The 22,601-nt window shown below is 61.6% G+C and carries 23 protein-coding genes; 14 read left to right on the forward strand and 9 right to left on the reverse strand.

Annotation, left to right across the window (positions count from 1 at the left end):
- Window positions 1-4: 4 nt before the first annotated feature.
- Window positions 5-508, forward strand: a complete 504-nt coding sequence (locus U367_RS0107260) for a GAF domain-containing protein (protein ID WP_028616349.1) — start codon at window positions 5-7, stop codon at window positions 506-508.
- Here U367_RS0107260 and U367_RS0107265 read toward each other — a convergent pair.
- A complete protein-coding gene (locus U367_RS0107265; protein ID WP_028616350.1) occupies window positions 486-1,406 on the reverse strand; it encodes an AraC family transcriptional regulator in 921 nt (306 codons plus the stop codon). The two genes, U367_RS0107260 and U367_RS0107265, sit on opposite strands and share 23 nt — an antisense overlap.
- 166 nt (window positions 1,407-1,572) lie before the next feature.
- Between U367_RS0107265 and U367_RS0107270 the strand changes: the two genes are divergently transcribed.
- From U367_RS0107270 to U367_RS0107280, 3 genes are read left to right on the forward strand one after another with little or no spacing between them, the layout of a single operon-like run.
- A complete protein-coding gene (locus tag U367_RS0107270; protein ID WP_028616351.1) occupies window positions 1,573-2,595 on the forward strand; it encodes an alpha/beta hydrolase in 1,023 nt (340 codons plus the stop codon).
- A 38-nt stretch (window positions 2,596-2,633) separates the two neighbouring features.
- Window positions 2,634-3,806, forward strand: a complete 1,173-nt coding sequence (locus U367_RS01000000129935) for an MFS transporter (RefSeq protein ID WP_050587846.1) — start codon at window positions 2,634-2,636, stop codon at window positions 3,804-3,806.
- 26 nt (window positions 3,807-3,832) lie between these two features.
- On the forward strand, window positions 3,833-6,415 hold the full coding sequence (locus U367_RS0107280) for a bifunctional diguanylate cyclase/phosphodiesterase (RefSeq protein ID WP_028616352.1): 2,583 nt from the start codon (window positions 3,833-3,835) through the stop codon (window positions 6,413-6,415).
- Here U367_RS0107280 and U367_RS0107285 read toward each other — a convergent pair.
- On the reverse strand, window positions 6,408-7,229 hold the full coding sequence (locus tag U367_RS0107285) for an AraC family transcriptional regulator (protein WP_028616353.1): 822 nt from the start codon (window positions 7,227-7,229) through the stop codon (window positions 6,408-6,410). The genes U367_RS0107280 and U367_RS0107285 overlap by 8 nt on opposite strands.
- A gap of 98 nt (window positions 7,230-7,327) precedes the next feature.
- Between U367_RS0107285 and U367_RS0107290 the strand changes: the two genes are divergently transcribed.
- From U367_RS0107290 to U367_RS0107300, 3 genes are all read left to right on the forward strand, one after another.
- Window positions 7,328-8,539, forward strand: coding sequence for an MFS transporter (locus U367_RS0107290; RefSeq protein ID WP_028616354.1), 1,212 nt, complete (start codon window positions 7,328-7,330; stop codon window positions 8,537-8,539).
- A 114-nt stretch (window positions 8,540-8,653) separates the two neighbouring features.
- Window positions 8,654-9,778 carry a sensor histidine kinase gene (locus tag U367_RS0107295; protein ID WP_028616355.1) on the forward strand — a complete coding sequence of 375 codons (1,125 nt, stop codon included), beginning with the start codon at window positions 8,654-8,656 and terminating at the stop codon, window positions 9,776-9,778.
- Window positions 9,779-9,879: 101 nt separating this feature from the next.
- On the forward strand, window positions 9,880-11,046 hold the full coding sequence (locus U367_RS0107300; RefSeq protein ID WP_028616356.1) for a GGDEF domain-containing protein: 1,167 nt from the start codon (window positions 9,880-9,882) through the stop codon (window positions 11,044-11,046).
- Here U367_RS0107300 and U367_RS0107305 read toward each other — a convergent pair.
- A complete protein-coding gene (locus tag U367_RS0107305; RefSeq protein WP_028616357.1) occupies window positions 11,043-11,477 on the reverse strand; it encodes an MAPEG family protein in 435 nt (144 codons plus the stop codon). The genes U367_RS0107300 and U367_RS0107305 overlap by 4 nt on opposite strands.
- Window positions 11,470-11,775, reverse strand: coding sequence for a DUF2834 domain-containing protein (locus U367_RS0107310; protein WP_028616358.1), 306 nt, complete (start codon window positions 11,773-11,775; stop codon window positions 11,470-11,472). The genes U367_RS0107305 and U367_RS0107310 overlap by 8 nt, the downstream gene beginning before the upstream one ends.
- A gap of 83 nt (window positions 11,776-11,858) precedes the next feature.
- Between U367_RS0107310 and U367_RS0107315 the strand changes: the two genes are divergently transcribed.
- Entirely contained in the window at window positions 11,859-12,647 is a 789-nt protein-coding gene (locus U367_RS0107315; RefSeq protein WP_028616359.1) for a helix-turn-helix domain-containing protein, read from the forward strand.
- Window positions 12,648-12,700: 53 nt separating this feature from the next.
- Window positions 12,701-14,410: an amidase gene (locus U367_RS0107320; protein ID WP_028616360.1), complete on the forward strand. Its 1,710-nt coding sequence runs from the start codon at window positions 12,701-12,703 to the stop codon at window positions 14,408-14,410.
- A 117-nt stretch (window positions 14,411-14,527) separates the two neighbouring features.
- On the opposite strand, the gene U367_RS0107325 is transcribed toward U367_RS0107320, so the two are convergent.
- A complete protein-coding gene (locus tag U367_RS0107325; RefSeq protein WP_028616361.1) occupies window positions 14,528-15,001 on the reverse strand; it encodes a RidA family protein in 474 nt (157 codons plus the stop codon).
- Window positions 14,998-15,216 (reverse strand): DUF6434 domain-containing protein, encoded by a 219-nt coding sequence (locus U367_RS0107330; RefSeq protein WP_028616362.1) that lies wholly within the window; start codon window positions 15,214-15,216, stop codon window positions 14,998-15,000. Before U367_RS0107330 ends, U367_RS0107325 begins: the two co-directional genes overlap by 4 nt.
- A 247-nt stretch (window positions 15,217-15,463) precedes the next feature.
- On the opposite strand from U367_RS0107330, the gene U367_RS0107335 reads away from it, so the two are divergent.
- Window positions 15,464-15,895, forward strand: a complete 432-nt coding sequence (locus tag U367_RS0107335; protein ID WP_016979456.1) for a nuclear transport factor 2 family protein — start codon at window positions 15,464-15,466, stop codon at window positions 15,893-15,895.
- Window positions 15,896-15,923: 28 nt separating this feature from the next.
- On the opposite strand, the gene U367_RS0107340 is transcribed toward U367_RS0107335, so the two are convergent.
- Window positions 15,924-17,249, reverse strand: a complete 1,326-nt coding sequence (locus U367_RS0107340) for an aminotransferase-like domain-containing protein (RefSeq protein WP_028616363.1) — start codon at window positions 17,247-17,249, stop codon at window positions 15,924-15,926.
- Between the two features lie 90 nt (window positions 17,250-17,339).
- Between U367_RS0107340 and U367_RS0107345 the strand changes: the two genes are divergently transcribed.
- Window positions 17,340-18,230 carry a DMT family transporter gene (locus U367_RS0107345; protein WP_028616364.1) on the forward strand — a complete coding sequence of 297 codons (891 nt, stop codon included), beginning with the start codon at window positions 17,340-17,342 and terminating at the stop codon, window positions 18,228-18,230.
- Here U367_RS0107345 and U367_RS0107350 read toward each other — a convergent pair.
- On the reverse strand, window positions 18,227-18,781 hold the full coding sequence (locus U367_RS0107350) for a YceI family protein (RefSeq protein ID WP_028616365.1): 555 nt from the start codon (window positions 18,779-18,781) through the stop codon (window positions 18,227-18,229). The two genes, U367_RS0107345 and U367_RS0107350, sit on opposite strands and share 4 nt — an antisense overlap.
- A 135-nt stretch (window positions 18,782-18,916) precedes the next feature.
- Between U367_RS0107350 and U367_RS0107355 the strand changes: the two genes are divergently transcribed.
- Together U367_RS0107355 and yghX are read left to right on the forward strand one after the other, a co-directional pair.
- Window positions 18,917-19,411, forward strand: coding sequence for a PaaI family thioesterase (locus U367_RS0107355; protein ID WP_028616366.1), 495 nt, complete (start codon window positions 18,917-18,919; stop codon window positions 19,409-19,411).
- A gap of 43 nt (window positions 19,412-19,454) precedes the next feature.
- Window positions 19,455-20,342: a YghX family hydrolase gene (gene yghX, locus U367_RS0107360; RefSeq protein WP_028616367.1), complete on the forward strand. Its 888-nt coding sequence runs from the start codon at window positions 19,455-19,457 to the stop codon at window positions 20,340-20,342.
- Here yghX and U367_RS0107365 read toward each other — a convergent pair.
- Window positions 20,339-21,214 carry a LysR family transcriptional regulator gene (locus U367_RS0107365; RefSeq protein ID WP_028616368.1) on the reverse strand — a complete coding sequence of 292 codons (876 nt, stop codon included), beginning with the start codon at window positions 21,212-21,214 and terminating at the stop codon, window positions 20,339-20,341. The two genes, yghX and U367_RS0107365, sit on opposite strands and share 4 nt — an antisense overlap.
- A 128-nt stretch (window positions 21,215-21,342) precedes the next feature.
- On the opposite strand from U367_RS0107365, the gene ampC reads away from it, so the two are divergent.
- On the forward strand, window positions 21,343-22,497 hold the full coding sequence (gene ampC, locus U367_RS0107370) for a class C beta-lactamase (RefSeq protein WP_028616369.1): 1,155 nt from the start codon (window positions 21,343-21,345) through the stop codon (window positions 22,495-22,497).
- The last annotated feature ends 104 nt before the right edge of the window (window positions 22,498-22,601 follow it).

The following is a 22,601-nucleotide window of genomic DNA, read 5'->3' on the forward strand; positions in this document are numbered from 1 at the left end:
CCCCATGGTTCCAAGCGTCACCGCACCACAGTCCCTGCTCAGCGCCGATGAGCGTGCTGCCATCGCCGAAATAGAAGCCACCACCAGCATCTTGCAACTGGTCACCCGCCTGACGGGGATGCGCTTTGCCGGCATCGCCAAGTTCACCGACCTGGAATGGGTAGTCTGCTCGGTGCACGACACCGGGGACATGGGCATCCATGTCGACGATGTGCTCGATCTGGAAACCACCCTGTGCAGCGAGTTCTGCATCAACCCGCAAACCCTGTTCATCCCGCAGATCAGCCAGAACGGCCGCTTCGCAGCCCGCCCGGTGGTCAAGCAATTCGCCATTGAGAGCTATGCCGGCGCGCCGATTTTCCTGCCCGATGGCCGCCTGTTTGGCGCTCTGTGCGCGCTCGATTCAAGAGCGATGCTGTTTGAGGACCCCAACCTGCCGGAAACCCTGAACCTGTTTGCGCGGCTGATCGGGTGCATATTCTTTGCTAATTTGACGTCCGATCATTGACCTCGGTCCTGCCACGCAGCGCCGCGATATCACGTTTGGGTGGCACCCCAAACAACCGGCCGTATTCGCGACTGAACTGAGAGGGGCTTTCATAGCCCACCTTGAACGCCGCGCTGGACACGTCCTGATGCTCGTTCAACATCAAGCGCCGCGCCTCGTTAAGGCGTAGCCACTTCTGATACTGCAACGGGCTCATTGCCGTCAGTTGGCGAAAGTGATGGTGAAACGTCGCTGCGCTCATTTGCACGCGCGCGGCCAACTCGTCTACGCGCAAGGCCGCGGTGTAATTGAGCTTCAGCCAATCGATGGCCTTGGCAATCCGATACCCCTGGCCGTCGACGGAGCAGATCTGGCGCAATCGGTTCGCCTGGTCGCTTTTCAGTAGCCGGTAATGGATTTCGCGCTGAATCAACGGCGCTAGCACCGGGATGGCTTCAGGTTCATCGAGCAGCGCCACCAGGCGCGCAAACGATGCCAGCATGCCCTCGGTCACCGTGCCGATACCCACGCCCTTCAACACTGCCCGCTCCCGCGTTGGCGGAAGCTCACTCTGGGCGATCAGCTCGGCCAATATGCGCAAGTCCAGCTTCAACGTGAGCCCCAGGCACGGTTGCTCTGGGCTGGCCGCCAGCACTTCGGAGTTGGCGGGAATGTCCAGGGAGGTCACCAGGAAGCGTGACGTGTCATACGGGTAGCCCTCGCCACCGACCCACAACTGCTTTTCACCCTGGGCGACCAGCACGATGCACGGTTCCACCATGCACACGACGGGTGTTGCAGGCTGATCACGGTGATAAAAACCCAGGCCCGGAATCGGCATGGGGTAGTCACCGGGCGCGTGCACGCGCGAGCCGATGGCCTGGATCAGCGCATTCAAGGATGTTTGATGAGTGGTCATTACAGGCTCTTTCCTCTCTTCATCGGACTTTACCCCGTCGCGCCCATGGCCGTCCCCGGCAAACTACAAGACTCAGAGGATCAGGCAAGTATTCCAGTCAAACGCACTACAGAACCCTGCTCTCACTCGGGAAAATGCGCGGACCAACCTTCTCGAGGAACCCCCGATGAAAAGCCTCTTGCTCACCCTGAGTTTGCTGGTGACCTCAATGTCGACACTGGGAGCCGATATGTCCAATGGTGCTAACAACTTCTACCAAAGCGAGCGGGTGACCGTCGAAAAAGTCACCTTCAACAATCAATATGGCATGACGGTCGCAGGCAACTTGTTTGTGCCCAAGCACCTTGCCCCCTCTTCAAAAAATGCGGCAATCATCGTGGGCCACCCGATGGGCGCCGTCAAAGAACAGAGCGCGAATCTGTACGCCACCAAAATGGCCGAGCAGGGCTTTGTCACCCTTTCCTTGGACTTGTCGTTCTGGGGCGCAAGCGCTGGCGAGCCGCGCAATGCCGTGTTGCCCGATCTTTACAGTGAAGCGTTCAGCGCCGCCGTGGATTACCTCGGCACCCGCCCGATGGTCGACCGCGAGCGCATCGGCGTGATTGGCATTTGCGGCAGCGGCAGCTTTGCCATCGCAGCGGCAAAGATCGACCCGCGCCTCAAAGCCATCGCTACGGTGAGTATGTACGACATGGGCGCAGCCAACCGTAACGGCCTTAAACGCGGCGTGACCTTGGCGCAGCGCCAGCAAGTACTGCTGCAAGCCGCCAACCAGCGTTATGTAGAGTTCCAGGGTGGCAACACCGTCTACACCGGCGGCACGCCTCAGACCCTGACCGGCGATGCCGTGGGCGATGAGTTCTACGACTTCTATCGCACGCCGCGTGGTGCGTTCACCCCGGCGGGTGCCTCGCCGCAAAACACCACGCGGCCGACGCTGACCAGCAACGTTAAGTTCATGAATTTCTACCCGTTCAACGACATCGAGACGCTTTCCCCACGACCACTGCTGCTGATTGCCGGTGCCAATGCACATTCCCTTGAGTTCAGCGAGGACGCCTACCAGCGTGCTGCCGAGCCCAAGGAACTGGTGATCATCCCGGATGCCGGCCATGTGGACCTGTACGACCGAGTCGGCCTGATCCCGTTCGACAAGCTGACCAGCTTTTTCAGGAGCAACTTGAAGTGATCTCCGACACCCCGAAAAACTGGGGCGCTGTGCTCGCGATGTCCCTGGCCGCCTTTGCCCTGGTGGCGTCCGAGTTCATGCCCGTAAGCCTGCTCACGCCCCTGGCGGCCGACTTGCAGATTACCGAGGGGCAAGCCGGCCAGGGCATTTCGGTGTCTGGTCTGTTTGCGTTGCTTACCAGCCTGCTGATCGCAGGCGTAGCGGCGCGGGTCGAGCGCAAGCGCCTCTTGCTGGCCTTGACCGTGCTGATGATTGTTTCTGGCACCGTGGTGGCGCTGGCACCGAATTACCCGGTGTTCATGCTCGGCCGTGCGTTAATCGGCGTGGCCATCGGCGGCTTTTGGTCATTGTCGGCCGCCACGGCCATGCGCCTGGTGCCTGAGCCCCAGGTGCCGCGTGCGCTGGCGATCGTCAATGGTGGCAACGCTTTGGCGACGGTGATCGCCGCGCCATTGGGCAGTTTTGTCGGCGGCTTGATCGGCTGGCGCGGGGCGTTCTTTTGCGTCGTCCCCGTCGCGACGTTGGCAGCGGCCTGGTTGATGATCAGCCTGCCTTCAATCAAGGCTCAAGGCGTCGCCAAAAACAGCAGCCTGCTGCACTTGATGAAACGCACGCCGGTGGCCTTGGGCATGCTGGCGGTGAGTGTGTTTTTCATGGGCCAGTTTATGTTGTTCACCTACCTGCGGCCGTTTCTGGAGGCCGTCACCCAGGTAAGTGCGTCCGGGCTGTCGTTGATCTTGCTGGTGCTGGGATTGGCTGGTTTTGCGGGGACGTTGGTGATTGAGCGTTTCCTGAAAAAAAGCCTGTTCCTGACGCTGGGCATTATTCCGCTGGTGATGGCCGGGATTGCGCTGGCGCTGGTCATGTTTGGCAGTTCCACAGCGATAACCACGCTATTACTGGGGCTCTGGGGCCTGGTCGCCACCGCCGCCCCCGTGGGTTGGTGGACCTGGCTGTCAAAAACCCTGCCCGACGACGCCGAGACAGGGGGTGGCTTGATGGTGGCGATCATCCAACTGGCCATCGCTTCCGGCGCTATCGTGGGCGGCCTGATGTTCGACCTGAGCGGGTATCAGGCGACATTCGAGTTGAGTGCTGCGGTGCTGAGCGTCGCGGCCCTATTGACATGGTTGGCAACGCGCGCCAGCAGCCACCCTCCCCGGCGGTCTAAATGTTTTGCCAGAGCTGCCGATAGCAAGGGATACCCCTGACAAGCAGCGACGCCCTGCGGGAAACTATGCCGAACGCTCTCGCCCCTATCGTCCGCTCGCTTTCCGATCGCACCAGTCTGTCGCTGGCGCGCACCTCACTCTTCAGGTTCATGGCCTTGCTGGCTGTGGTGTTTGCCGCCGCGGCCTACTCGTTGGTCTATCTGGCCCATGAACTGGACCGCTCCGAGCAGGCTGAAAGTGCGTTCTATACCCGCAAAGCCGTGCAGTCGCTGGAAAAGTCCCTGCGGGTGACGGTCAAGGACTACGCCTTCTGGAGTGACGCCTACAAGCATTTGCATATGACGGTAGACGCTGATTGGGCCTTTGTCCGTGGCAACATCGGCGCCACGCTGTTCGATGATTTCGGCTTTCAAGGCTTGTTCGTGGTCGACGACGCCAACCGCACGGTGTATGCCGTCGTTGACGGCCAGTTACAGACCGTCGAACTCAACCAGTGGCTCGGTGGGCCCATCACCGAGATTCTTGAGCAGGCTCGCGCGGGCGCAGACAATGAGACACCCGCCACGGCTTTTATCAATGTGCACGGCAGCCCTGCACTGGTAGCTGCCGCCGCCATCACCCCCGGTACCGACCCCACGGTGTTGCCCGACGGCCGAACAGCGTCGGTGCTGATCTTTATCGATATCCTCGACAGCGCCAAACTGTCGGTGATCGGCGATGAATTCGGCGTGGACAAACTGCACGTCGCCACCGCCGATGAAATCGGCAAGACCTTGCTCTTCCCCCTCGGCGCCAACGGCTCGGCCGGCAGCCTCCACTGGGAGCCGGCTCGTCCCGGCTTGCGCCTGATGGGCGTAGGCCTGCCGCTGCTGGGCCTGGCTGCGCTGCTGGTGTGCGTGATGACCTGGGTCATTTCGCGGCGCACCACCGCCGCCGCACTTGCCCTGGACGCCAGTCATTCATCGCTGCAGAACAGTCAGAACGCCCTGGCCACCAGCGAAGCCCGCTTTCGCGATGTGGTGGAAGCCAGTTCCGATTGGGTATGGGAAATCGACGCCGGCTGGCGCTTTACCTACCTGTCGGAACGCTTTGAAGGCGTGACCGGGCTGGTGCGCAACGCTTGGATCGGCGCCACAATGAACGATTTGCTGGAGACCGAAAGCGGCCTGCTCTCCCAGTGGCTCAGCGCCCCCGAACGTCGCCCGGATATCAGCGTGCAGTGTCGGTACGTCGATGCATTGGGGCTGGAACGCAGCACTCGACTGGCCGCACGGCAGATGCCATGTGGCGGGTTTCGCGGAACGGCCACCGATGTAACGGAAGAAGTCGAGGCCCGTCGACGCATCGAGTTCCTGTCCCAGCATGACGCCCTCACCGGGCTGCCCAATCGCACGCGCCTGCAGGCGTTTCTGGAGGGCAAGTTCAAGGCCTTGTCGTCCTTGGAGCAGCCGTTGGTCATGCTCAGCCTGGACCTCGACCGGTTCAAACCGGTCAACGACTTGCTTGGGCACGCTGCCGGTGATCGGGTGCTCAATGAAGTGTCGGCCCGCCTGGCGGACTGTGTTCGCCATGGGGATTTGGTCGCGCGAATCGGCGGTGATGAATTTGTACTGATCCTGACCGATGCAGGCACTCAAGACGAAGTCGAAGCCCTGTGCAAGCGCTTGATCGAATCCATCGAGCGTACGATCAGAATCGACGAGCAGGAGGTGTTTGTCAGCGCCAGCATCGGAATCGCCATCGCCCCCACCGATACCCGTGAAGCCACGGAACTTCTGCGCTACGCCGACATTGCCTTGTACGAAGCAAAGGCTGCGGGGCGCAATACCTGGCGGTTCTACTCCGGCGACATGAACGCGCGGATTATCGAACGCCGCCGCTTGGAGAGCGACCTGCGCTATGCGATCAAACACGGCGAGCTGCGCCTGCATTTCCAGCCGCGCTATCGCATCGCCGACGGGCAAATGGTCGGCGCCGAAGCCCTGGTGCGCTGGCAACATCCCGTGCGTGGGCTGATCGCGCCTGACACCTTCATCCCGATTGCCGAGGAGTCCGGGCTGATCCTGGCGTTGAGCGACTGGGTACTCGAAACCGCCTGCGCGCGTGCCGCCCAATGGCCAGAGCATCTGTTTGTGTCGGTGAACCTGTCGCCCACCGAATTCAAGCGCGGCAACCTGGTCGAGCGCGCACGCCAGGCATTGGCGACGTCGGGTATCAACCCGGCACGGGTGGAACTGGAAATCACCGAAAGCGTCATGCTCGATGATACCGACGGTGCACTTGAGGTCATGCATACGCTAAAGCACTTGGGCCTGCGTATCGCCATGGATGACTTCGGCACCGGTTACTCATCCCTGAGCTACCTGCGGGCGTTCCCATTCGATGGTTTGAAGATCGACCGCAGCTTCCTGACCCGCCTGGAAGAAAGCGACGATGACAAGGCGATCATCCAGGCGATTGTCGGCCTGGGCCGGGCCCTGGCACTGACGGTGACAGCCGAAGGCATCGAAACCGCCGAGCACTTGGCATTACTCAAGAGCGTGGCCTGTGAGGAGGGCCAAGGCTATTTCCTCAGCCGACCGCTGGACATTGAGGCGTTCAACGGTCTGTTGGACCTGCACGCCAACCTCACGCAGGCGCCTACCTGAAGAAATGACTCGGCGTCTTGCCGAACTGTTTCTTGAACATGCTGGTAAAAGCGCTCGGACTTTCGTAACCCAGTTCCAGGGCGATATCGATTACCTTCTCCCCCACCGCAATCCTCTCCAATGCCAGCAGCAGCCGCGCCTGCTGGCGCCACTGGCCGAAGGTCATGCCGGTTTCCTTGCGGAACAGGCGCTGGATGGTTTTCTGATCCAGGTTCAGGCGCTCACTCCAGTGGGCGACCGTGGAGGCGTCGCCGGGCTCTTCCTGCAGCGCAAGGCAAATGCGCTGCAGGCGCGGGTCGGCGGGCTGCGGCAAGGACAGTGGCAAGGCCGGCAGGATGGCGAGCTCGTCGAGGATCAGGTGCATGATCCGCGCATCCCGCGAGTCCTCGGCATACGGCGGTTTCAGGCTCACCGAGGCCTTGATCAGTTCACTCAGCAGCGGCGAGATACTCACCGTCTTCGGCTCGCCGGGCATGTTCGGGAAACGATCCGGGCGCACAAATACGCTGCGCATTTTCAGGGTGCCCACGCAACGCAGGGAATGCACCTGCCCGGCGGGCATCCAGATCCCGCGATTGGGCGGCACCGTCCATTGGTTGAGCGCCGAGTACACCACCATCACGCCTTCGATGGCGTAGAGCAGTTGGTGCTTCTCGTGGCTGTGGTCGGGGATCACCCAGTTTTCCGGATAATCCGTGGCGGAACTGATGACCGCCCAAGCACCTTCGTTGATTTCCTGGAGGAATTCGTTCAGTGGTTTGATGATTTCGCCCTTTTTGCGATGGTTGTCGCCCGAATTACGCGAGACAGGCATCCCTGACGAATCTAGCATGAACGCCGAATCATTTTGTAATGGATGGCGACCTTAAGAAGTTGCCGCCTCTGATTAGCTGCCTTGTATGGAATGCCTGCATGTCGACCCTCACCGCGTCACCCGCCGCTGCAACCACCACACCCCAAGCCAGCCCTTTGGTCATGCGTGTTCTCGGCGCCTGCGCCCTGGCGCATTTGATCAATGACCTGATCCAGGCTGTGCTGCCGTCGATCTACCCAATGCTCAAGGCCAACTACGGCCTGTCGTTTACCCAGGTGGGCCTGATCACCCTGACGTTCCAGCTGACCGCATCCCTGCTGCAGCCGTGGATCGGCTACCACACCGATCGCCACCCGAAACCCTGGCTGCTGCCGGCGGGCATGGTCTGCACCTTGATCGGCATTCTGATGCTGGCGTTTGTCGGCACGTTCCCGGCGATTCTGCTTGCAGCAGGCCTGGTGGGCGTCGGCTCGTCGACCTTCCACCCGGAAACCTCCCGCGTTGCGCGCCTGGCGTCCGGCGGTCGCTACGGCCTGGCGCAGTCGACGTTCCAGGTCGGTGGCAACACCGGCAGTGCTTTCGGCCCGTTGCTGGCGGCCGCGATCATCATTCCTTACGGCCAGGGCAATATCGCCTGGTTCGGGTTGTTTGCAGTGTTCGCCATCTTGGTGCTTTACGGTTTGAGCCGCTGGTACCGCAACCACCTCAACCTGTTCAAGCTCAAGCAAGGCGGCAAAGCCACCCACGGCTTGTCCAAGGGCCGCGTGACCTTCGCCCTGGTGGTGCTGGCCGTGCTGGTGTTCTCCAAATACTGGTACATGACCAGCCTGACCAGCTACTTCACCTTCTACCTGATCGAGAAATTCCAGCTGTCGGTCGCAAGCTCCCAGATGTACCTGTTCCTGTTCCTCGGCGCCGTGGCCGTCGGCACCTTCGCCGGCGGCCCGATCGGCGACAAGATCGGCCGTAAGAAAGTCATCTGGTTCTCCATCCTCGGTGCCGCGCCGTTCACCCTGGCCCTGCCCTACGTCGACCTGTTCTGGACGGCGGTGTTGAGCGTGGTGATCGGGTTCATCATCGCGTCGGCCTTCTCGGCCATCGTGGTGTATGCCCAGGAACTGGTGCCGGGTAACGTGGGCATGATCGCCGGGATCTTCTTCGGCCTGATGTTCGGGTTCAGCGGGATTGGCGCAGCCTTGCTCGGTTTGCTCGCTGATACCCACGGTATCGAGTACGTCTACAAGCTGTGTTCGTTCCTGCCGCTGGTGGGCATTCTGACGGTCTTGTTACCCTCCACCAAAGGCATTTGATCGCGCCTACGCCCACGACTGACGCAGGCAAGGACGCCTGCGTATAGCCATTCCGTGCTTAAATCCTTGTTTGGCAGTTTCCCGTGAGCTTCTGCCCATCCAAGGACCTCCCGTATGCGCCTGCCTGACTTCATTCTCGCGAACCTCGAGCCGATCCTTCAGGCGTGGGAAGACTTTGCCCGCACCATCCAGACGCCTGGGGCCGACCTCGACCGTGAAGGCTTGCGCGATCATGCCGAGCAGATGCTTCGCGCCATCGTGAGTGACCTGCGCACCACCCAGACCGTGCAGGAGCAAACTGACAAGGCGCAAGGGCTGGCGCCGCAGAATGACGAAGAAAGCCCGGCTGAAACCCACGCGGTGACACGCTTGATGGCGGGTTTCTCCATCGACCAGATGGTGTCTGAATACCGCGCGTTGCGCACCAGCGTGCTCAGCCAGTGGCTTGATCAGGTCAAACACGGTACGGCGCTGGAAGTCGACGACATGAACCGCTTCCATGAAGCCATCGACCAGGCACTGGCAGAATCCATCGCCAGTTACTCACGTGCCGTAGAAGCGTCGCGCAATGTTTTCCTGGGCATCCTCGGCCACGACCTGCGCACGCCGTTGGGCGCGATTCTGCTGGGCGCCGACATGCTCCGGCGCTCGCCGACTGTGGACGAGCGCGGCAGCCGTGTGGCCACGCAGATCTATACCAGTGTGCAACGTGCCAGCCAGATCGTCGGTGATCTGCTGGATTTGACACGTTGTCAGATGGGGCCAGGCATTCCGGTCAAGCGTACTGAGGTCGATCTTGCACCGATCTGTGAACGCATTGTCGAGGAGATCCGAGCCTTTCACCCGGCTTCGAACATCGTCTTCGAAGCAAAAGCCCAGGCGACTGGCAGCTTTGATGGCCCGCGCATGGAGCAGGTATTTTCCAACATCATCAGTAACGCCGTGCAACACGGCGATGCACAGTTACCCATCACAGTCGAGTTGGCGACTCGCGCAGAGACGGTGGTGTTCACTGTGCGCAACGGTGGCAACCCCATTTCTGCCGATGTCCTGCCGTTCATCTTCAATCCCATGGGGCGCTTTTCCCAACGGTCGGTCATTGAACACGGCCCAGCGGAAGGTCTTGGATTGGGCTTGTTCATCGCCTCTGAAATTGTCACCTCCCATCAAGGTTTAATTGAGGTCGAGTCAGATCTGGCGTCGGGAACGGTGTTCCGCGCGACGTTGCCAGTGCGTTAAATTGAATGCGTTGATAGCCGTTCGCCAGTAAGCCTCCGAAAACCTCGCGCGAACGCTTACAATCGCGGTTTTCAACGCAACCCTGGCAGACCCGGCAGCACATGACGCTCGACCCTCCTACGATTTTGGCACTCACCGTTGCCCTGGCAGCCGCTGCCGCCCTGTACCTGGCCGTTGAATGGCGCAGCGTGCGCGAACCTTCGCTGCTGTGCTGGAGCGCCGGTTTTGCCACCATCAGCATCGGCTCCACCCTCGCCCTGCTGCGCATCAACGGCTATTTGATGATCGGCATCTGGTTCGCCAACGGCTTGCTGGTGACCGCGCATTTCCTGTTCTTGCTCGGTGTGGCGCGATTCACGCAAACACGCTTGTCGCCCGTGTGGCTGCTGATGCTGGTGGCCTGGTTTTGCATGCTGATGCTGCCGAGTGATCCTTCATGGTCTAAAGCCATGCTGGCGGTACAGTCGCTGTTGGTGGCGTTGCCGACCCTGCGCGCCAGCTTTTTACTGCGGCCCCATGGCAAATCCCTGAGCATCGGCGCCGTGCAACTACGCTATGTGCTGTTGATCCACGGCGCGTTTTATGTGGCCAAGGCGCTGTCGGTGCTGATTCCCGGCACCTTGATCGACCTCGCCGCGTTCAAGGGCGAGATCATCCAGATTTCCCTGGTGGAAGGCGCCATGGCGATCATGCTGATCGCGTTGTCGATGACCGGCTCCGAACGCTACCGACGCGAACAACAGATTGCCCGCCTCGCCGCCCGCGACCCACTGACCGCCCTGTACAACCGCCGCGCCCTCGACCTGCGCGCACCGCGCCTGCTGGCCCAGGTCTCGCCGGCGCAACCCGGCGCGTTGCTGCTGATCGACATCGACAACTTCAAGTCGGTCAACGACCTCTACGGCCACACCGCCGGCGACCGTTTGCTGATCGCCTTGAGCGAGATGATTCGCAGCGTGGTGCCCCAGGGAGCATTGGCCGCACGCCTGGGCGGGGATGAGTTCGTGATCCTGCTGAACCCGGCGTGCACCGAGCAAATCGTCGAACTGGGCAGCAGCCTGCGTGACCAATTCCAAAAGCTGGCCGCGCAGACCTTCACCACGCCGGCGCCGGTAACCCTGAGCATCGGCGCCAACCTGTTCGACCAGCCGCCACCGAGCCTCACGGCGTTGATCGAGCAAGGCGACACCACGCTGTATGAAACCAAGCGTGGCGGGCGCGATAGCATCCGGTTGGTGGATAGAACGGGAACCGCACCCTATGGTTAAGTGGAAATCACCATCAGCCTGGCAACCACAGTGGCGCCCTGCCCGAGCAGGCAGATTGCGCCCAGCCCATACGCGAGCGTCCGCCAGGGCTGGCACCCCACCAAATACATCACCGTATGCGCAACCCGTGCAAGGGTAAAACAGACAAATAACCCTGCCGTCACAGCGCCGCTCGCCCCCAACGCAATACACAGCCCGCCCAACACGAAAAACAGTGGAATATTCTCCAAGTCGTTCGCCCAGGCCTTGGTCGCCCTCATCACTTGCGGCAGTTCCGCTGAATGCGCAGCACGCTTGAAGAACGCTGCATCCTCCAGGTTGGTAAACGCCTGGCGCCGTATCCGAAAGATCCCCTGATAACAGGAAATCGCAAACATCTTCAGGCACAGCACCAGCACACAGAGTGCGTAGACGTGCAAAAGCTCATTCATCACGCCCCCCGTACACCACCAGATAGAGCAACGGCCCCACCGACACAAACACTGCCGTCAGCACAAAATACGGCAGCAACGAAACCACCGAGCGCCCGCGACGTCGTGCGTCCTGGTACATCCACACACACGCCAGCACCGCCATCAAATACAGGTCGATCACCACCTGCGCGGTGTCCGGCCGTGACATCAGTTCACGGCCAAAGGCCCACAGCGACTGTTCGGCTGTCAGCATCGTCGCCAGGGTGTAGAACGAAAATCCCAGCAAACCGGCCAGGGCGATAAAGCGACTGCTCATGGTCTCTTCCTTGAAGTGATGGAAGCCCACGTTAGTGATAAGGTTCGGACCCTCGCAATGACCTCGGAGGTCATGATTCCGCCATGGACAACCTTGTTACTGCCGGCGAACAGCTGCGCCAATTGCGCCGGCACGCCAAGCTGAGCCAACTCGACCTGGCCCTGATCACCGGCATTTCCCAGCGTCACCTCAGTTGCATCGAGACCGGTCGCGCCAAACCAGGCACCGCCACATTGCATAATCTGTTGACGGCACTGGAGGCACCGCTGGAGCAGTGCAACCGCGTATTCCTCGCCGCCGGCTATGCGCCGCGCTACACCGCCACCCCGCTCGCCTCGCCGGCCATGGCAGCAATCCGCGAAGCCGTCAGCCATGTGCTGCACGCCAACAATCCGGCCCCTGCCATCCTGTTGGGCAGCCAGTGGGAAGTGCTGGCGGCGAATGCCAGTACCGGCCTGCTGTTTGAATTAGTGGGCATCCGGGCGGATGCCGCTGAGGGCGTGAACTTGCTGTCGACGCTGCTGCAGCCGGGCGGCCTGGGCGATCACCTGATCAATGCCGAGGAGATCCGCGCCCTGGCCTGGCAGCGCGCCACCCGTGAAGCGCTGGGCAATCCCGAACTGGCCGCATTACTGGCGAGTTTGCCGACACCGGCCAACACCGAACTGCCCGCGCACATGCCGCCGCTGGTACTGACCCGCGTGCGCTCACGCCAGGGTGAACTGAGTTTTTTGTCCACCTTCACCACGTTTGGCATGCCCCAGGACATTACCCTCACCTCCCTGCGGATCGAACATCTGATTCCCGCTGACGAGGCCACCTGGCAGGTGATGCGTGGTGCCTATGCGGAGTATGCGGCGCTGGTTTTGTGAAATATCTGTACGTAGACTGCCGCCATACCCCCACTTGAAGGCGGCGAAAAAACGTGATGCAAGTTACCGAAGTCTCCATTGCCCAATTGCGCGCTGCGCTTGAATCCGGCCAGACCACGGCGGTTGAACTGGTCAAGGCCTACCTGGCGCGTATCGAGGCCTATGACGGCCCGCAGACCGCCACCGCCTTGAACGCCGTGGTGGTGCGCAACCCCGACGCCCTGAAAGAAGCCGAGGCGTCCGATGCACGCCGGGCCAAAGGCGAAATCTTGGGGCCATTGGATGGCATTCCTTACACCGCCAAAGACAGCTACCTGGTCAAGGGCCTGACCGCCGCCTCCGGCAGCCCGGCGTTTGCCCGCCTGGTCGCCCAGCGTGATGCATTCACCATCGAACGCCTGCGCGGCGGCGGCGCCATCTGCCTGGGCAAGACCAACATGCCGCCGATGGCCAATGGCGGCATGCAGCGTGGTGTGTATGGCCGGGCGGAAAGCCCGTATAACGCCGACTACCTGACGGCGCCGTTTGCCTCCGGTTCGTCCAACGGCGCCGGCACCGCGACGGCGGCCAGTTTTGCCGCGTTTGGCGTGGCCGAAGAAACCTGGTCCAGCGGACGCGGCCCGGCGTCCAACAATGGCCTGTGCGCCTACACCCCGTCCCGTGGCGTGATTTCGGTGCGCGGCAACTGGCCGCTCACACCGACCATGGACGTGGTCGTGCCTTACGCCCGCACCATGGCCGACCTGTTGGAAGTGCTCGATGTGGTGGTGGCCGAAGACCCGGACACCCGTGGCGACCTGTGGCGTTTGCAGCCGTGGGTGCCGATCCCGAGCGTCGCCTCGGTGCGCCCGGCGTCCTACGCTGAACTGGCCGTGAGTTGCGAATCCCTCGCCGGCAAACGCTTTGGTGTGCCGCGCATGTACATCAACGCCGACCCTGACGCAGGCACCAGTGAAAAACCCGGCATCGGCGGTCCTACCGGGCAGAAGATCAACACCCGCGCCAGCGTGATGGACCTGTGGAACGACGCGCGCCAGGCGCTGGTTGCGGCCGGTGCCGAAGTCATCGACGTAGACTTCCCGCTGGTGTCCAACTGCGAAGGCGACCGCCCTGGCGCACCCACCGTGTTCACCCGTGGACTGGTCTCCAAGGAGTTCCTCCACGATGAACTGTGGGAACTGTCGGCCTGGGCCTTTGATGACTTCCTGCGTGCCAACAATGACCCGGCCCTCAACCGCCTGGCGGATGTGGACGGCCCGAAAATCTTCCCCCACGACCCCGGCACCCTGCCCAACCGTGAGGACGACCTGGCCGCGGGCATGGACGAATACGTGCGCATGGCCGAACGCGGCATCACCCCGTGGAACGAGATCAGCACGGTCCCCGATGGCCTGCGCGGTTTGGAACAGACCCGCCGCATCGACCTGGAAGACTGGATGGACACGCTCGGTCTCGACGCCGTGTTGTTCCCGACCGTGGCTGACGTAGGCCCGGCGGATGCTGACGTGAATGAAGCGTCGGCTGACATCGCCTGGAGCAACGGCGTGTGGGTCGCCAACGGCAACCTCGCCATCCGCCACCTGGGCGTACCGACCGTCACAGTGCCGATGGGCGTGATGGCGGATATCGGCATGCCAGTGGGGCTGACGTTTGCCGGACGGGCATATGACGATTCGGCGTTGCTGCGGTTTGCTTCGGCGTACGAGTCAATCGGCAGCAAACGCCTGATTCCACCGCGCACACCCCCGCTGGCAACTGACTAAACACCCTCCCTGTAGGAGCCGGCTTGCCGGCGATAGCGGTCTAACTGTGATGGTTGCGCAGCCTGGACCAACGCCATCGCCGGCAAGCCGGGTCCTACAGTTGAATCGCGTGTCACATCAAGCGCTGTGGGCGACGGCAATCATATCGATCTCCACTGCCGCCGACTTCGGCAGTTGCATCACCCCCACCGACGTACGCGTATGCACCCCGGCGCTGCCAAGGATCTCGTGCAACAGATCCGAGGCGCCGTTGGCCACTTCACTCTGCTGGTCAAACTCCTCGGCACTGCGCACGTACACGGTGATGCGCAGGATTGCCTTGACCTGGTCCAGCGAACCCAAGGCCTGCTTCAGCAACCCCAGGCAGCGCAACGCGCTGATACCGGCGGCGATTTGCGCCTGGGCCAAGGTCAAGGTGTCTCCGACCTTGCCCGGCAGCACGATGGCATCGCCGACCCGGGGAATCTGGCCGCTGATGTACAGGTGGTTGGCGTCCCGGACCAGTGGCGTGTAGTTGCCACCGACTTTGAATTCATCCAACTGATAGCCGAGGCGTTGCTGGGCGGCCTGGTATTTTTCGTCGGGTGTCATGGGCGTGAATCCTCGTTTCGGCGTTGCCACTCGTCCACCACGTCGCCCAGAGTCTTGGGCACCTCGTTGCGGATCCAGGCCATGAACGGCCGGTCGAATTTGAACCCTGGGCCGCAGTGTTCACGCATGAAGCGGCGCACGTTTTGAGTGTTTTTGTAGTGTGGGGTTACCGGAGTGGCGCGGGTGAGCATGTCGCTGTGCCAGTCAAAATCCATTTTGTCTCTCGGGCAGTGTCAGGTTTCGGCAGTAACATAGCGATGTGCTACTTGCACAGGAAGCGAGGCATAATTAGATCGACGTGTTGAGACATCGTATAAGTTTGCGTGTGTTTTATAACGCCTTAAGGCCTAATCTATTCAACATATTTCGAAATTTCACTTTCCTTCCCCACCCGAAATATTGCATGGTTGTACGACGACTTAAGCTGTCGTGCCAGCCCCCAACAACAATAAGGAAACACCCATGCAAAACGTCAAAGTGCTGATCGGATTTCTGTGCCTGTTCACCGGTTATGTCGCAGCCGCGCCTGCCCCTGCCGAAAAGGATGTGGCACAAGCGGTCGACCAACTGACCCAAGCCATGCTGCACCTGGACCTCAAGCAACTTCACGCGTTGACGGCCGACAAACTCACCTACGGCCACTCCAGCGGCAAGGTGCAGAACAAAGACCAATTCATCGCTGACCTGGAAACCCATACCAGCGCCTTCAAGACCCTGGAAATGCAGAACCAGACCATCACCCTGCAAGGCGACACCGCGCTGGTACGCAACCACTTCCATGCCCTGGCCGTGAACAGCGGCGTTGAAGTGCCTACCGACATCGACAACTTCCAGGTCTGGCAGAAACAGAAAGGCAAATGGTTGCTGATCGGGCGTCAGGCTTACAAGTACTGATGTCCAGCGGTGAGCCGCCGAAACCGGCTCACCACGCCACCACCTTGCGCACCTTGAGCAACGCTTCGCGCAGTGCCGACATCGGCACCGAACCCAAGGCCAACCGCAACGCGTGCGGGACATGTCCCGAGACGGCAAACGGCTCGGCGGTGGACACTGAAATATTGTCGCGCTGCAAGGTCATGGCGACCTGATCGGCCCGGGCGTCTTCCGCCAACGGCAGCCATAGAAAATACGACGAGGGATGGCTGATGGTGGTCAGCCCTTTGAACACCTGAGCGGCCAAAGCCTGGCGTGCCTGGGCGTCCTCGCGCTTTTGCGCCTCAAGCTGTGCCACGGTGCCATCCTCCAGCCATGCCACCGCCATGGCGCTCATCACGCCGGGTACATTCCAGGTGGTGGCCATGAGGGTGCGCTCCAGCGTCTTTACCCATTCCATCGGCGCCGCGACAAACCCCACGCGTAGGCCCGTCGCCACACTTTTTGACAGCCCACCCACATACACCGTGCGTTCCGGCGCCAGCGTCGCCACCGGGGGCGGTGGGTCTTCAGCGAGGAACGCGTAGGCCGCGTCTTCGATGATCATCAGATTGTGCTGACGGGCGATGGACACCAGCCGTTCGCGTTGGGCCAGATCCATCACCCAACCGAGGGGATTGTGCAGGGTCGGCATGCTGTATACGGCGCGCACCGGGCGCTTGCGACACAGGTTTTGCAAGGCTTCCAGGTCCGGGCCGGTCGGCGTCACCGGGATCGCTACAATTTCCAGGTGCAGGGTTTCGGCCAGTACCTTGAAGCCCGAATAGGTCAACGCATCGACCGCAATCACATCACCGGGTTTGAGCAACGCCATCATCGTTACCGCCAAGCCATGTTGCGCGCCACTGACCAGCAGCACTTGGTCGGGCTCCACGGTAAGCCCACGGTTCAATAAGTGCCGCGCAAAGGCCGCGCGCTCATGCAGACGCCCGGCGTGGGGCTGGTAACGCAACAGCGCTTCAAGGTCGCCGGACAGCGCCAGTTGGCGCAATGCTGTGCGCAACAGGTCTGCCTGGCCCGGCAACGAGGGATAGTTGAAATTGAGGTCGAGCATGCCCGCCGTCACCGTCATCTGACCACTGCCCTGCCCGGGCGGCAACGAGATTTCGCGCACGAAGGTGCCACGCCCGGGTTCGCCGCTGACCAGGCCCATGGCCTCAAGCTCGGTGTACACGCGGCTGGCGGTGACCAGTGCCAGGCCATGCTCGGCGGCCAATTGACGATGCGTCGGCAGGCGCGTGCCAGGCGGCATTTGGCCGCTGCGGATGGCTCCAGCAAAGGTGTCGACCAAGGACTTGTAGCGGGCGCGCGGCATTGGGATGTATCCATGACAATTTTTTGATTGTCTTAATGCTCGCCCCTAGGATGGCCTGAACGCAACCCCTCCTGCTTCGGGCACTCCCTCATGGAACGTACATCCCCTCTCAACACCCTGGACACCAGTACCCAGGGCTGGATCAACGGTTTTATCGGCGTGGTGATTTTCAGCGGTTCATTACCTGCCACGCGATTGGCCGTGATGGAATTCGACCCAGTGTTTCTCACCACGGTCCGTGCCGCGATCGCCGCCGTCCTCGGCGTGTCTTTGCTGTGGCTATTCAAGGAAAAACGCCCCGCGCGCAATCAGTGGGTGCCGCTGGCGATTGTCGCCCTAGGCGTGGTGATTGGCTTCCCCTTGCTCACCGCCCTGGCGTTGCAATACGTGACCTCGGCCCACTCCATCGTATTCATCGGCCTGCTGCCCCTCGCCACCGCCGTGTTTGGCGTGTTGCGCGGCGGCGAGCGACCGCGGCCGGTGTTCTGGCTGTTCTCCGTGCTGGGCAGTGTGCTGGTGATGGGTTATGCCGTCGCCCAAGGCTTGAGCGCCGCACCGGCCGGCGATCTGCTGATGCTGCTGGCAGTGCTGGTGTGCGGCCTGGGTTACGCCGAAGGCGCCAAGCTGTCGCGCAGCCTGGGCGGTTGGCAGGTGATCTGCTGGGCGCTGGTGGTGTCGATGCCGGTGGTGGTGCCGTTGAGCCTGATGCTTGCGCCGTCGAGTTTCAGCGGCATCAGCCTGCCCGCCTGGTTGAGCCTGGCTTATGTGTCACTGTTCAGCATGCTGATCGGCTTTGTGTTCTGGTATCGCGGGCTGGCCCAGGGTGGCATTGCCGCCGTCGGCCAGTTGCAGTTGCTGCAACCATTTTTCGGCCTGGCGCTGGCGGCAGGCCTGCTGCATGAGCAGGTCAGCCTGGGCATGGTGCTGGTGACGGTCGCGGTGATCGGCTGCGTGGCCGGCGCAAAGAAGTTCGCGCGTTAACGCTGCGGCGCAACCATCTTGAACTTGATGTTGATGTCATTGGATACCACGCTGTTGCCGGCCCACTCACCCTCGCCGATCTTGAAGTCGCCACGTTTGAGGACGAACTCACCGTCGAACACGCCAATGCCGCTCTGCTCCTTGAGCACCACGTCCACGTCCACCGGGCGCGTGGTGCCCTTGATGGTCAGATTGCCGCTGATCGTGTAGCGGTTGTCGCCCAAGGCTTTGACGCCGGTGGATTCGTACACGCCCACCGGAAACGTCGCGGTATCAAACCAGGACGCGCGTTGCAGCTCGCCGTTGGCGTCCGGGCTGCCCGCGTCGATACTGGCCAGCTGGATCTTGAGCAAGGCATGCCCGGCCTCCGGTTTTTGCGTGTCGAAGGTCAAGGCGCCTTCAAACTCGCTGAACGTGCCATACACCCGCTGCCCCAATTGCTTGTAGGTGAAGCTGATCTGGCTGGCGGTGCGGTTGACGTCCTTGTACTCCACCGCCTGGGCGCTGGCACCATAAGCAAGGATCAAGGCCAGTACGGCGACCGGGGACATAAGACGTTTCATGCAACGCTCCGCTAGAGGTAAGGACACAGGTACTGAGCTAACACGCCACACCAGGGATTTATTCCCATCCGGCGCCTGTCCTGCTAAACAGAGTAGTCGCACACGCACATATAAGGACTCTGCATGCACCCCCCTTCACTCCAGGACATTACCGCGCCGGAAGGCATCTGCTACGGCTGCGGCGGCAGCAACCCCCATGGCCTGCATATCAAGAGCCGCTGGGACGCGGACGGCATCCACCTCGTCGCCGAGCACCTGCCCGAAGCCCACTACAGCGGCTGGCCCGACCTGGTCTACGGCGGCCTGATCGCCATGCTGGTGGACTGCCACTCCAACTGGACCGCCATGGCCTACCACTACCGCGCCGAAGGGCGCGAACCCGGCAGTCTGCCGCGCATCGACTGCGTCACCGGCAACCTGGGGATCAAATTCATCAAGCCGACGCCCATGGGCATCACCCTCACCCTGCGCGCGCGGGTCGACGGTGACGTGGGACGCAAGACCCGCGTGATCTGCGAGGTGTACGCCGGTGACGTACTGACCGCCATCGGCGATTCGATCTTCGTGCGCGTCGACACCGGTCAATTGGCCGCCGTCGCCCATGGTCGCGAGGGCTGATCCTGGGCTACATTGACCGCCACCGCTAATCGAGGATGCACCGATGACTCGTCTGACCGCGAAAGACTTTGCCCCCGAACTGCTGGAACTCTACGACGGCTATGCCCACGGCAAGATCAACCGCCGCGAATTCCTCGACCGCGCTGCGCTGTTCACCTTTGGCGGCCTCACCGCTTCGGCCTTGCTGGCGGCCCTGAGCCCCAACTACGCGCTGGCCGAACAAGTGAAATTCACCGACCCGGACATCGTCGCCGACTACATCACCTACCCCTCGCCCAAAGGCAACGGCACGGTGCGCGGCTATCTGGTGCGCCCAGCCAAAGCCACGGGCAAGCTGCCAGCGGTGGTGGTGGTCCACGAAAACCGCGGCCTCAACCCCTACATCGAAGACGTCGCCCGGCGCCTGGCCAAGGCCGGCTTCATCGCCCTGGCCCCGGATGGCCTGACCTCGGTGGGCGGTTACCCCGGCAACGATGAAAAAGGCGTGGCCCTGCAACAGACCGTCGACCCGACCAAGCTGATGAACGACTTCTTCGCCGCCATCGAATGGCTGATGCAACACGACAGCAGCACGGGCAAGGTCGGGATTACCGGCTTCTGTTATGGCGGCGGCGTGACCAACGCGGCAGCGGTGGCCTACCCGGAACTAGGTGCGGCCGTGTCGTTTTATGGGCGCCAGCCGCAAGCCAAGGACGTGCCACGGATCAAGGCGCCGATCATGTTGCATTTCGGTGAGCTGGATACGCGGATCAACGAGGGTTGGCCGGCGTATGAGCAGGCGCTCAAGGCCGCCGGCACCACGTATGAGGCGTATATCTACAAGGGCGCCAACCACGGCTTCCATAATGATTCGACGCCACGCTATGACGAGGCGGCGGCGAATCTGGCGTGGGAAAGAACGTTGGGTTGGTTCAACAAGTACCTGGTTTAAGCGTTTACGCTTTCACACATCCACCTTTTAAACGCCAGCATCGCTGGCGTTTCAGCGCGCGACTGCAAACGCGTCAACCAATAGCTGCCCGTGCTAATGCCGACGTCGAAGGGCTGGCGGATCACGTCGCTCTCCAGTTGCCGCGAAAACATCATCGCCGGCGCCAGTGCCACTCCGATGCCTTGCAAGGCGGCTTCCATCATCGCCAACGAAGAATCGAACACGATGCTGCGCGGCACTAAAGTATCAGCGGGTAGACCGGCGGCCTGAAACCACAGGTTCCATTCATCGGTGCGATAGGAGCGCAGCAAGGTGTGTTTGAGCAAGTCTTCCGGTGCGTGCAGTTGCTCGGCCAATGGCGGCACGCAAAGTACGGTGAGAGGCGCTGCCAGTAGCTCACAGGCGTCGGTGCCGTGCCAGGCACCCGCGCCGAAGCGGATCGCATAATCCAGGCCTTCGGCCGCCACGTCGACACGGTTGTTGTGGGTGGACAGGCGCAGGTCGATAAACGGGTAACGCGCCTGAAACTCGGGCAGCCGTGGCAGCAACCAGCCCACAGCAAAGGTGCCGACCGCGCCCACCGTGAGCACTTCGCGGTAATGCCCGCCTTCGAATTGGCTCAAGGTCTGGGCGATGCGGTCAAACGAGTCGCGCACCACCGGCAACAGGGTTTCGCCTTCGCTGGTGAGCATCAGGCCACGGGGCAGGCGCTTGAACAAGGTCACGTTCAACTGCGTTTCCAGGCTTTTGACTTGATGGCTGACCGCCGCCTGGGTCACGCATAACTCGATGGCGGCGCGGGTAAAACTCAAATGCCGGGCCGAGGCTTCAAAGGCACGCAAGGCATTGAGGGGAAGATGGGAGCGCAGCATGCTTGACCCCAATTAATCTAATGGCAGGTGCGAGATATCATCGTTTGCCCAACGCCCGCGAACTGCCTACATTGGCCACGCCCGCGCAGGCTCTTCATTCAATCGATCACTCTCATGGAAGCGATATCATGCCTCAACTCTCCCTGTCCGGAGTGCGTAACTTGGGCGCCCTGGCGTTATTTCTCGCCACCGGCCACTGCCTGGCCGCCGACGACCTGCGCGCCGTGGTGGATGCCAGCGTCAAGCCGCTGATGCAGCAACAGTCTATTCCAGGCCTCGTTGTCGGTGTCGTCAAGGACGGCAAGGCGCAATACTTTAACTACGGCGTTGCCAGTAAAGACGCCAAACAGCCTGTCAGTGAGAACACCCTGTTTGAAATCGGCTCGGTCAGCAAGACCTTCACCGCCACCCTCGCCGGCTATGCCGTGGCGAGCGGCAAACTGACCCTCACCGACCCGGCCAGCCAGTACCTGCCAGCGTTGCGCGGCGGCAAGTTCGACCACATCAGCCTACTCAACCTGGGCACCTACACCGCCAGTGGCCTGCCGCTGCAATTTCCCCGCGCGGCGGACAACACCCAGCACATGATCAGCTACTTCCAGCAGTGGAAACCCGACTTCGCCCCGGGTACCCAACGCCTGTATTCCAACCCGAGCCTGGGCCTGTTCGGCTACCTGGCGGCGCAGAGCCTGAAGCAGCCGTTTGATCAACTGATGGAGAAAACCCTGCTTGCGAAACTGGGGCTCAAGCACACCTTCGTCACTGTTCCCAAGAGCCAGATGAACCTGTACGCCCAGGGCTATGGCAAGGACGGACAACCCGTGCGAGTCGGCCCCGGCGCGATGGACAGCGAGGCCTATGGCATCAAGACCAGCGCTTCGGACCTGTTGCATTACGTAGAGGTCAATATGCGCCCGGCGACACTGGACCCAGTGCTGCAACAAGCCATCACCACCACACACACCGGCTACTACACTGTCGAGGGCATGACCCAGGGGCTGGGCTGGGAGATGTACCCTTACCCGATCAAGCTGGACGCCCTGGTGGAGGGCAACTCGACAAAAATGGCGATGGAACCGCATCCGGTGAACTGGCTGACCCCGCCACAAGCGCCGCATGCCGACACGCTGGTGAACAAAACCGGCTCGACCAATGGGTTCGGTGCGTACGTGGCGTATGTGCCAAGCAAGGGGATGGGGGTGGTGATCCTGGCAAACAAGAACTACCCGAACGGGGAGCGAGTGAAAGTGGCCCATGCGATCTTGAGTTCGCTGGACCATTAAAGGACCCAGCGCCCTTTGCAGGAGCCGGCTTGCCGGCGATGGCGTCCTTGATTGCTGTACCGAATTCAAGGGCCTCATCGCCGGCAAGCCGGCTCCTACAGGGG

It is taken from the genome of Pseudomonas canadensis (assembly GCF_000503215.1).
GTDB lineage: Bacteria > Pseudomonadota > Gammaproteobacteria > Pseudomonadales > Pseudomonadaceae > Aquipseudomonas > Aquipseudomonas canadensis.

Excerpts from the sequence above, each read along its gene's own strand:
- U367_RS0107260 (WP_028616349.1), top strand. The coding sequence starts at position 5 with ATGGTTCCAAGCGTCACCGCACCACAGTCCCTGCTCAGCGCCGATGAG.
- U367_RS0107265 (WP_028616350.1), bottom strand. The coding sequence starts at position 1,406 with ATGACCACTCATCAAACATCCTTGAATGCGCTGATCCAGGCCATCGGC.
- U367_RS0107270 (WP_028616351.1), top strand. The coding sequence starts at position 1,573 with ATGAAAAGCCTCTTGCTCACCCTGAGTTTGCTGGTGACCTCAATGTCG.
- U367_RS01000000129935 (WP_050587846.1), top strand. The coding sequence starts at position 2,634 with ATGTCCCTGGCCGCCTTTGCCCTGGTGGCGTCCGAGTTCATGCCCGTA.
- U367_RS0107280 (WP_028616352.1), top strand. The coding sequence starts at position 3,833 with ATGCCGAACGCTCTCGCCCCTATCGTCCGCTCGCTTTCCGATCGCACC.
- U367_RS0107285 (WP_028616353.1), bottom strand. The coding sequence starts at position 7,229 with ATGCCTGTCTCGCGTAATTCGGGCGACAACCATCGCAAAAAGGGCGAA.
- U367_RS0107290 (WP_028616354.1), top strand. The coding sequence starts at position 7,328 with ATGTCGACCCTCACCGCGTCACCCGCCGCTGCAACCACCACACCCCAA.
- U367_RS0107295 (WP_028616355.1), top strand. The coding sequence starts at position 8,654 with ATGCGCCTGCCTGACTTCATTCTCGCGAACCTCGAGCCGATCCTTCAG.
- U367_RS0107300 (WP_028616356.1), top strand. The coding sequence starts at position 9,880 with ATGACGCTCGACCCTCCTACGATTTTGGCACTCACCGTTGCCCTGGCA.
- U367_RS0107305 (WP_028616357.1), bottom strand. The coding sequence starts at position 11,477 with ATGAATGAGCTTTTGCACGTCTACGCACTCTGTGTGCTGGTGCTGTGC.
- U367_RS0107310 (WP_028616358.1), bottom strand. The coding sequence starts at position 11,775 with ATGAGCAGTCGCTTTATCGCCCTGGCCGGTTTGCTGGGATTTTCGTTC.
- U367_RS0107315 (WP_028616359.1), top strand. The coding sequence starts at position 11,859 with ATGGACAACCTTGTTACTGCCGGCGAACAGCTGCGCCAATTGCGCCGG.
- U367_RS0107325 (WP_028616361.1), bottom strand. The coding sequence starts at position 15,001 with ATGACACCCGACGAAAAATACCAGGCCGCCCAGCAACGCCTCGGCTAT.
- U367_RS0107330 (WP_028616362.1), bottom strand. The coding sequence starts at position 15,216 with ATGGATTTTGACTGGCACAGCGACATGCTCACCCGCGCCACTCCGGTA.
- U367_RS0107335 (WP_016979456.1), top strand. The coding sequence starts at position 15,464 with ATGCAAAACGTCAAAGTGCTGATCGGATTTCTGTGCCTGTTCACCGGT.
- U367_RS0107340 (WP_028616363.1), bottom strand. The coding sequence starts at position 17,249 with ATGCCGCGCGCCCGCTACAAGTCCTTGGTCGACACCTTTGCTGGAGCC.
- U367_RS0107345 (WP_028616364.1), top strand. The coding sequence starts at position 17,340 with ATGGAACGTACATCCCCTCTCAACACCCTGGACACCAGTACCCAGGGC.
- U367_RS0107350 (WP_028616365.1), bottom strand. The coding sequence starts at position 18,781 with ATGTCCCCGGTCGCCGTACTGGCCTTGATCCTTGCTTATGGTGCCAGC.
- U367_RS0107355 (WP_028616366.1), top strand. The coding sequence starts at position 18,917 with ATGCACCCCCCTTCACTCCAGGACATTACCGCGCCGGAAGGCATCTGC.
- yghX (WP_028616367.1), top strand. The coding sequence starts at position 19,455 with ATGACTCGTCTGACCGCGAAAGACTTTGCCCCCGAACTGCTGGAACTC.
- U367_RS0107365 (WP_028616368.1), bottom strand. The coding sequence starts at position 21,214 with ATGCTGCGCTCCCATCTTCCCCTCAATGCCTTGCGTGCCTTTGAAGCC.
- ampC (WP_028616369.1), top strand. The coding sequence starts at position 21,343 with ATGCCTCAACTCTCCCTGTCCGGAGTGCGTAACTTGGGCGCCCTGGCG.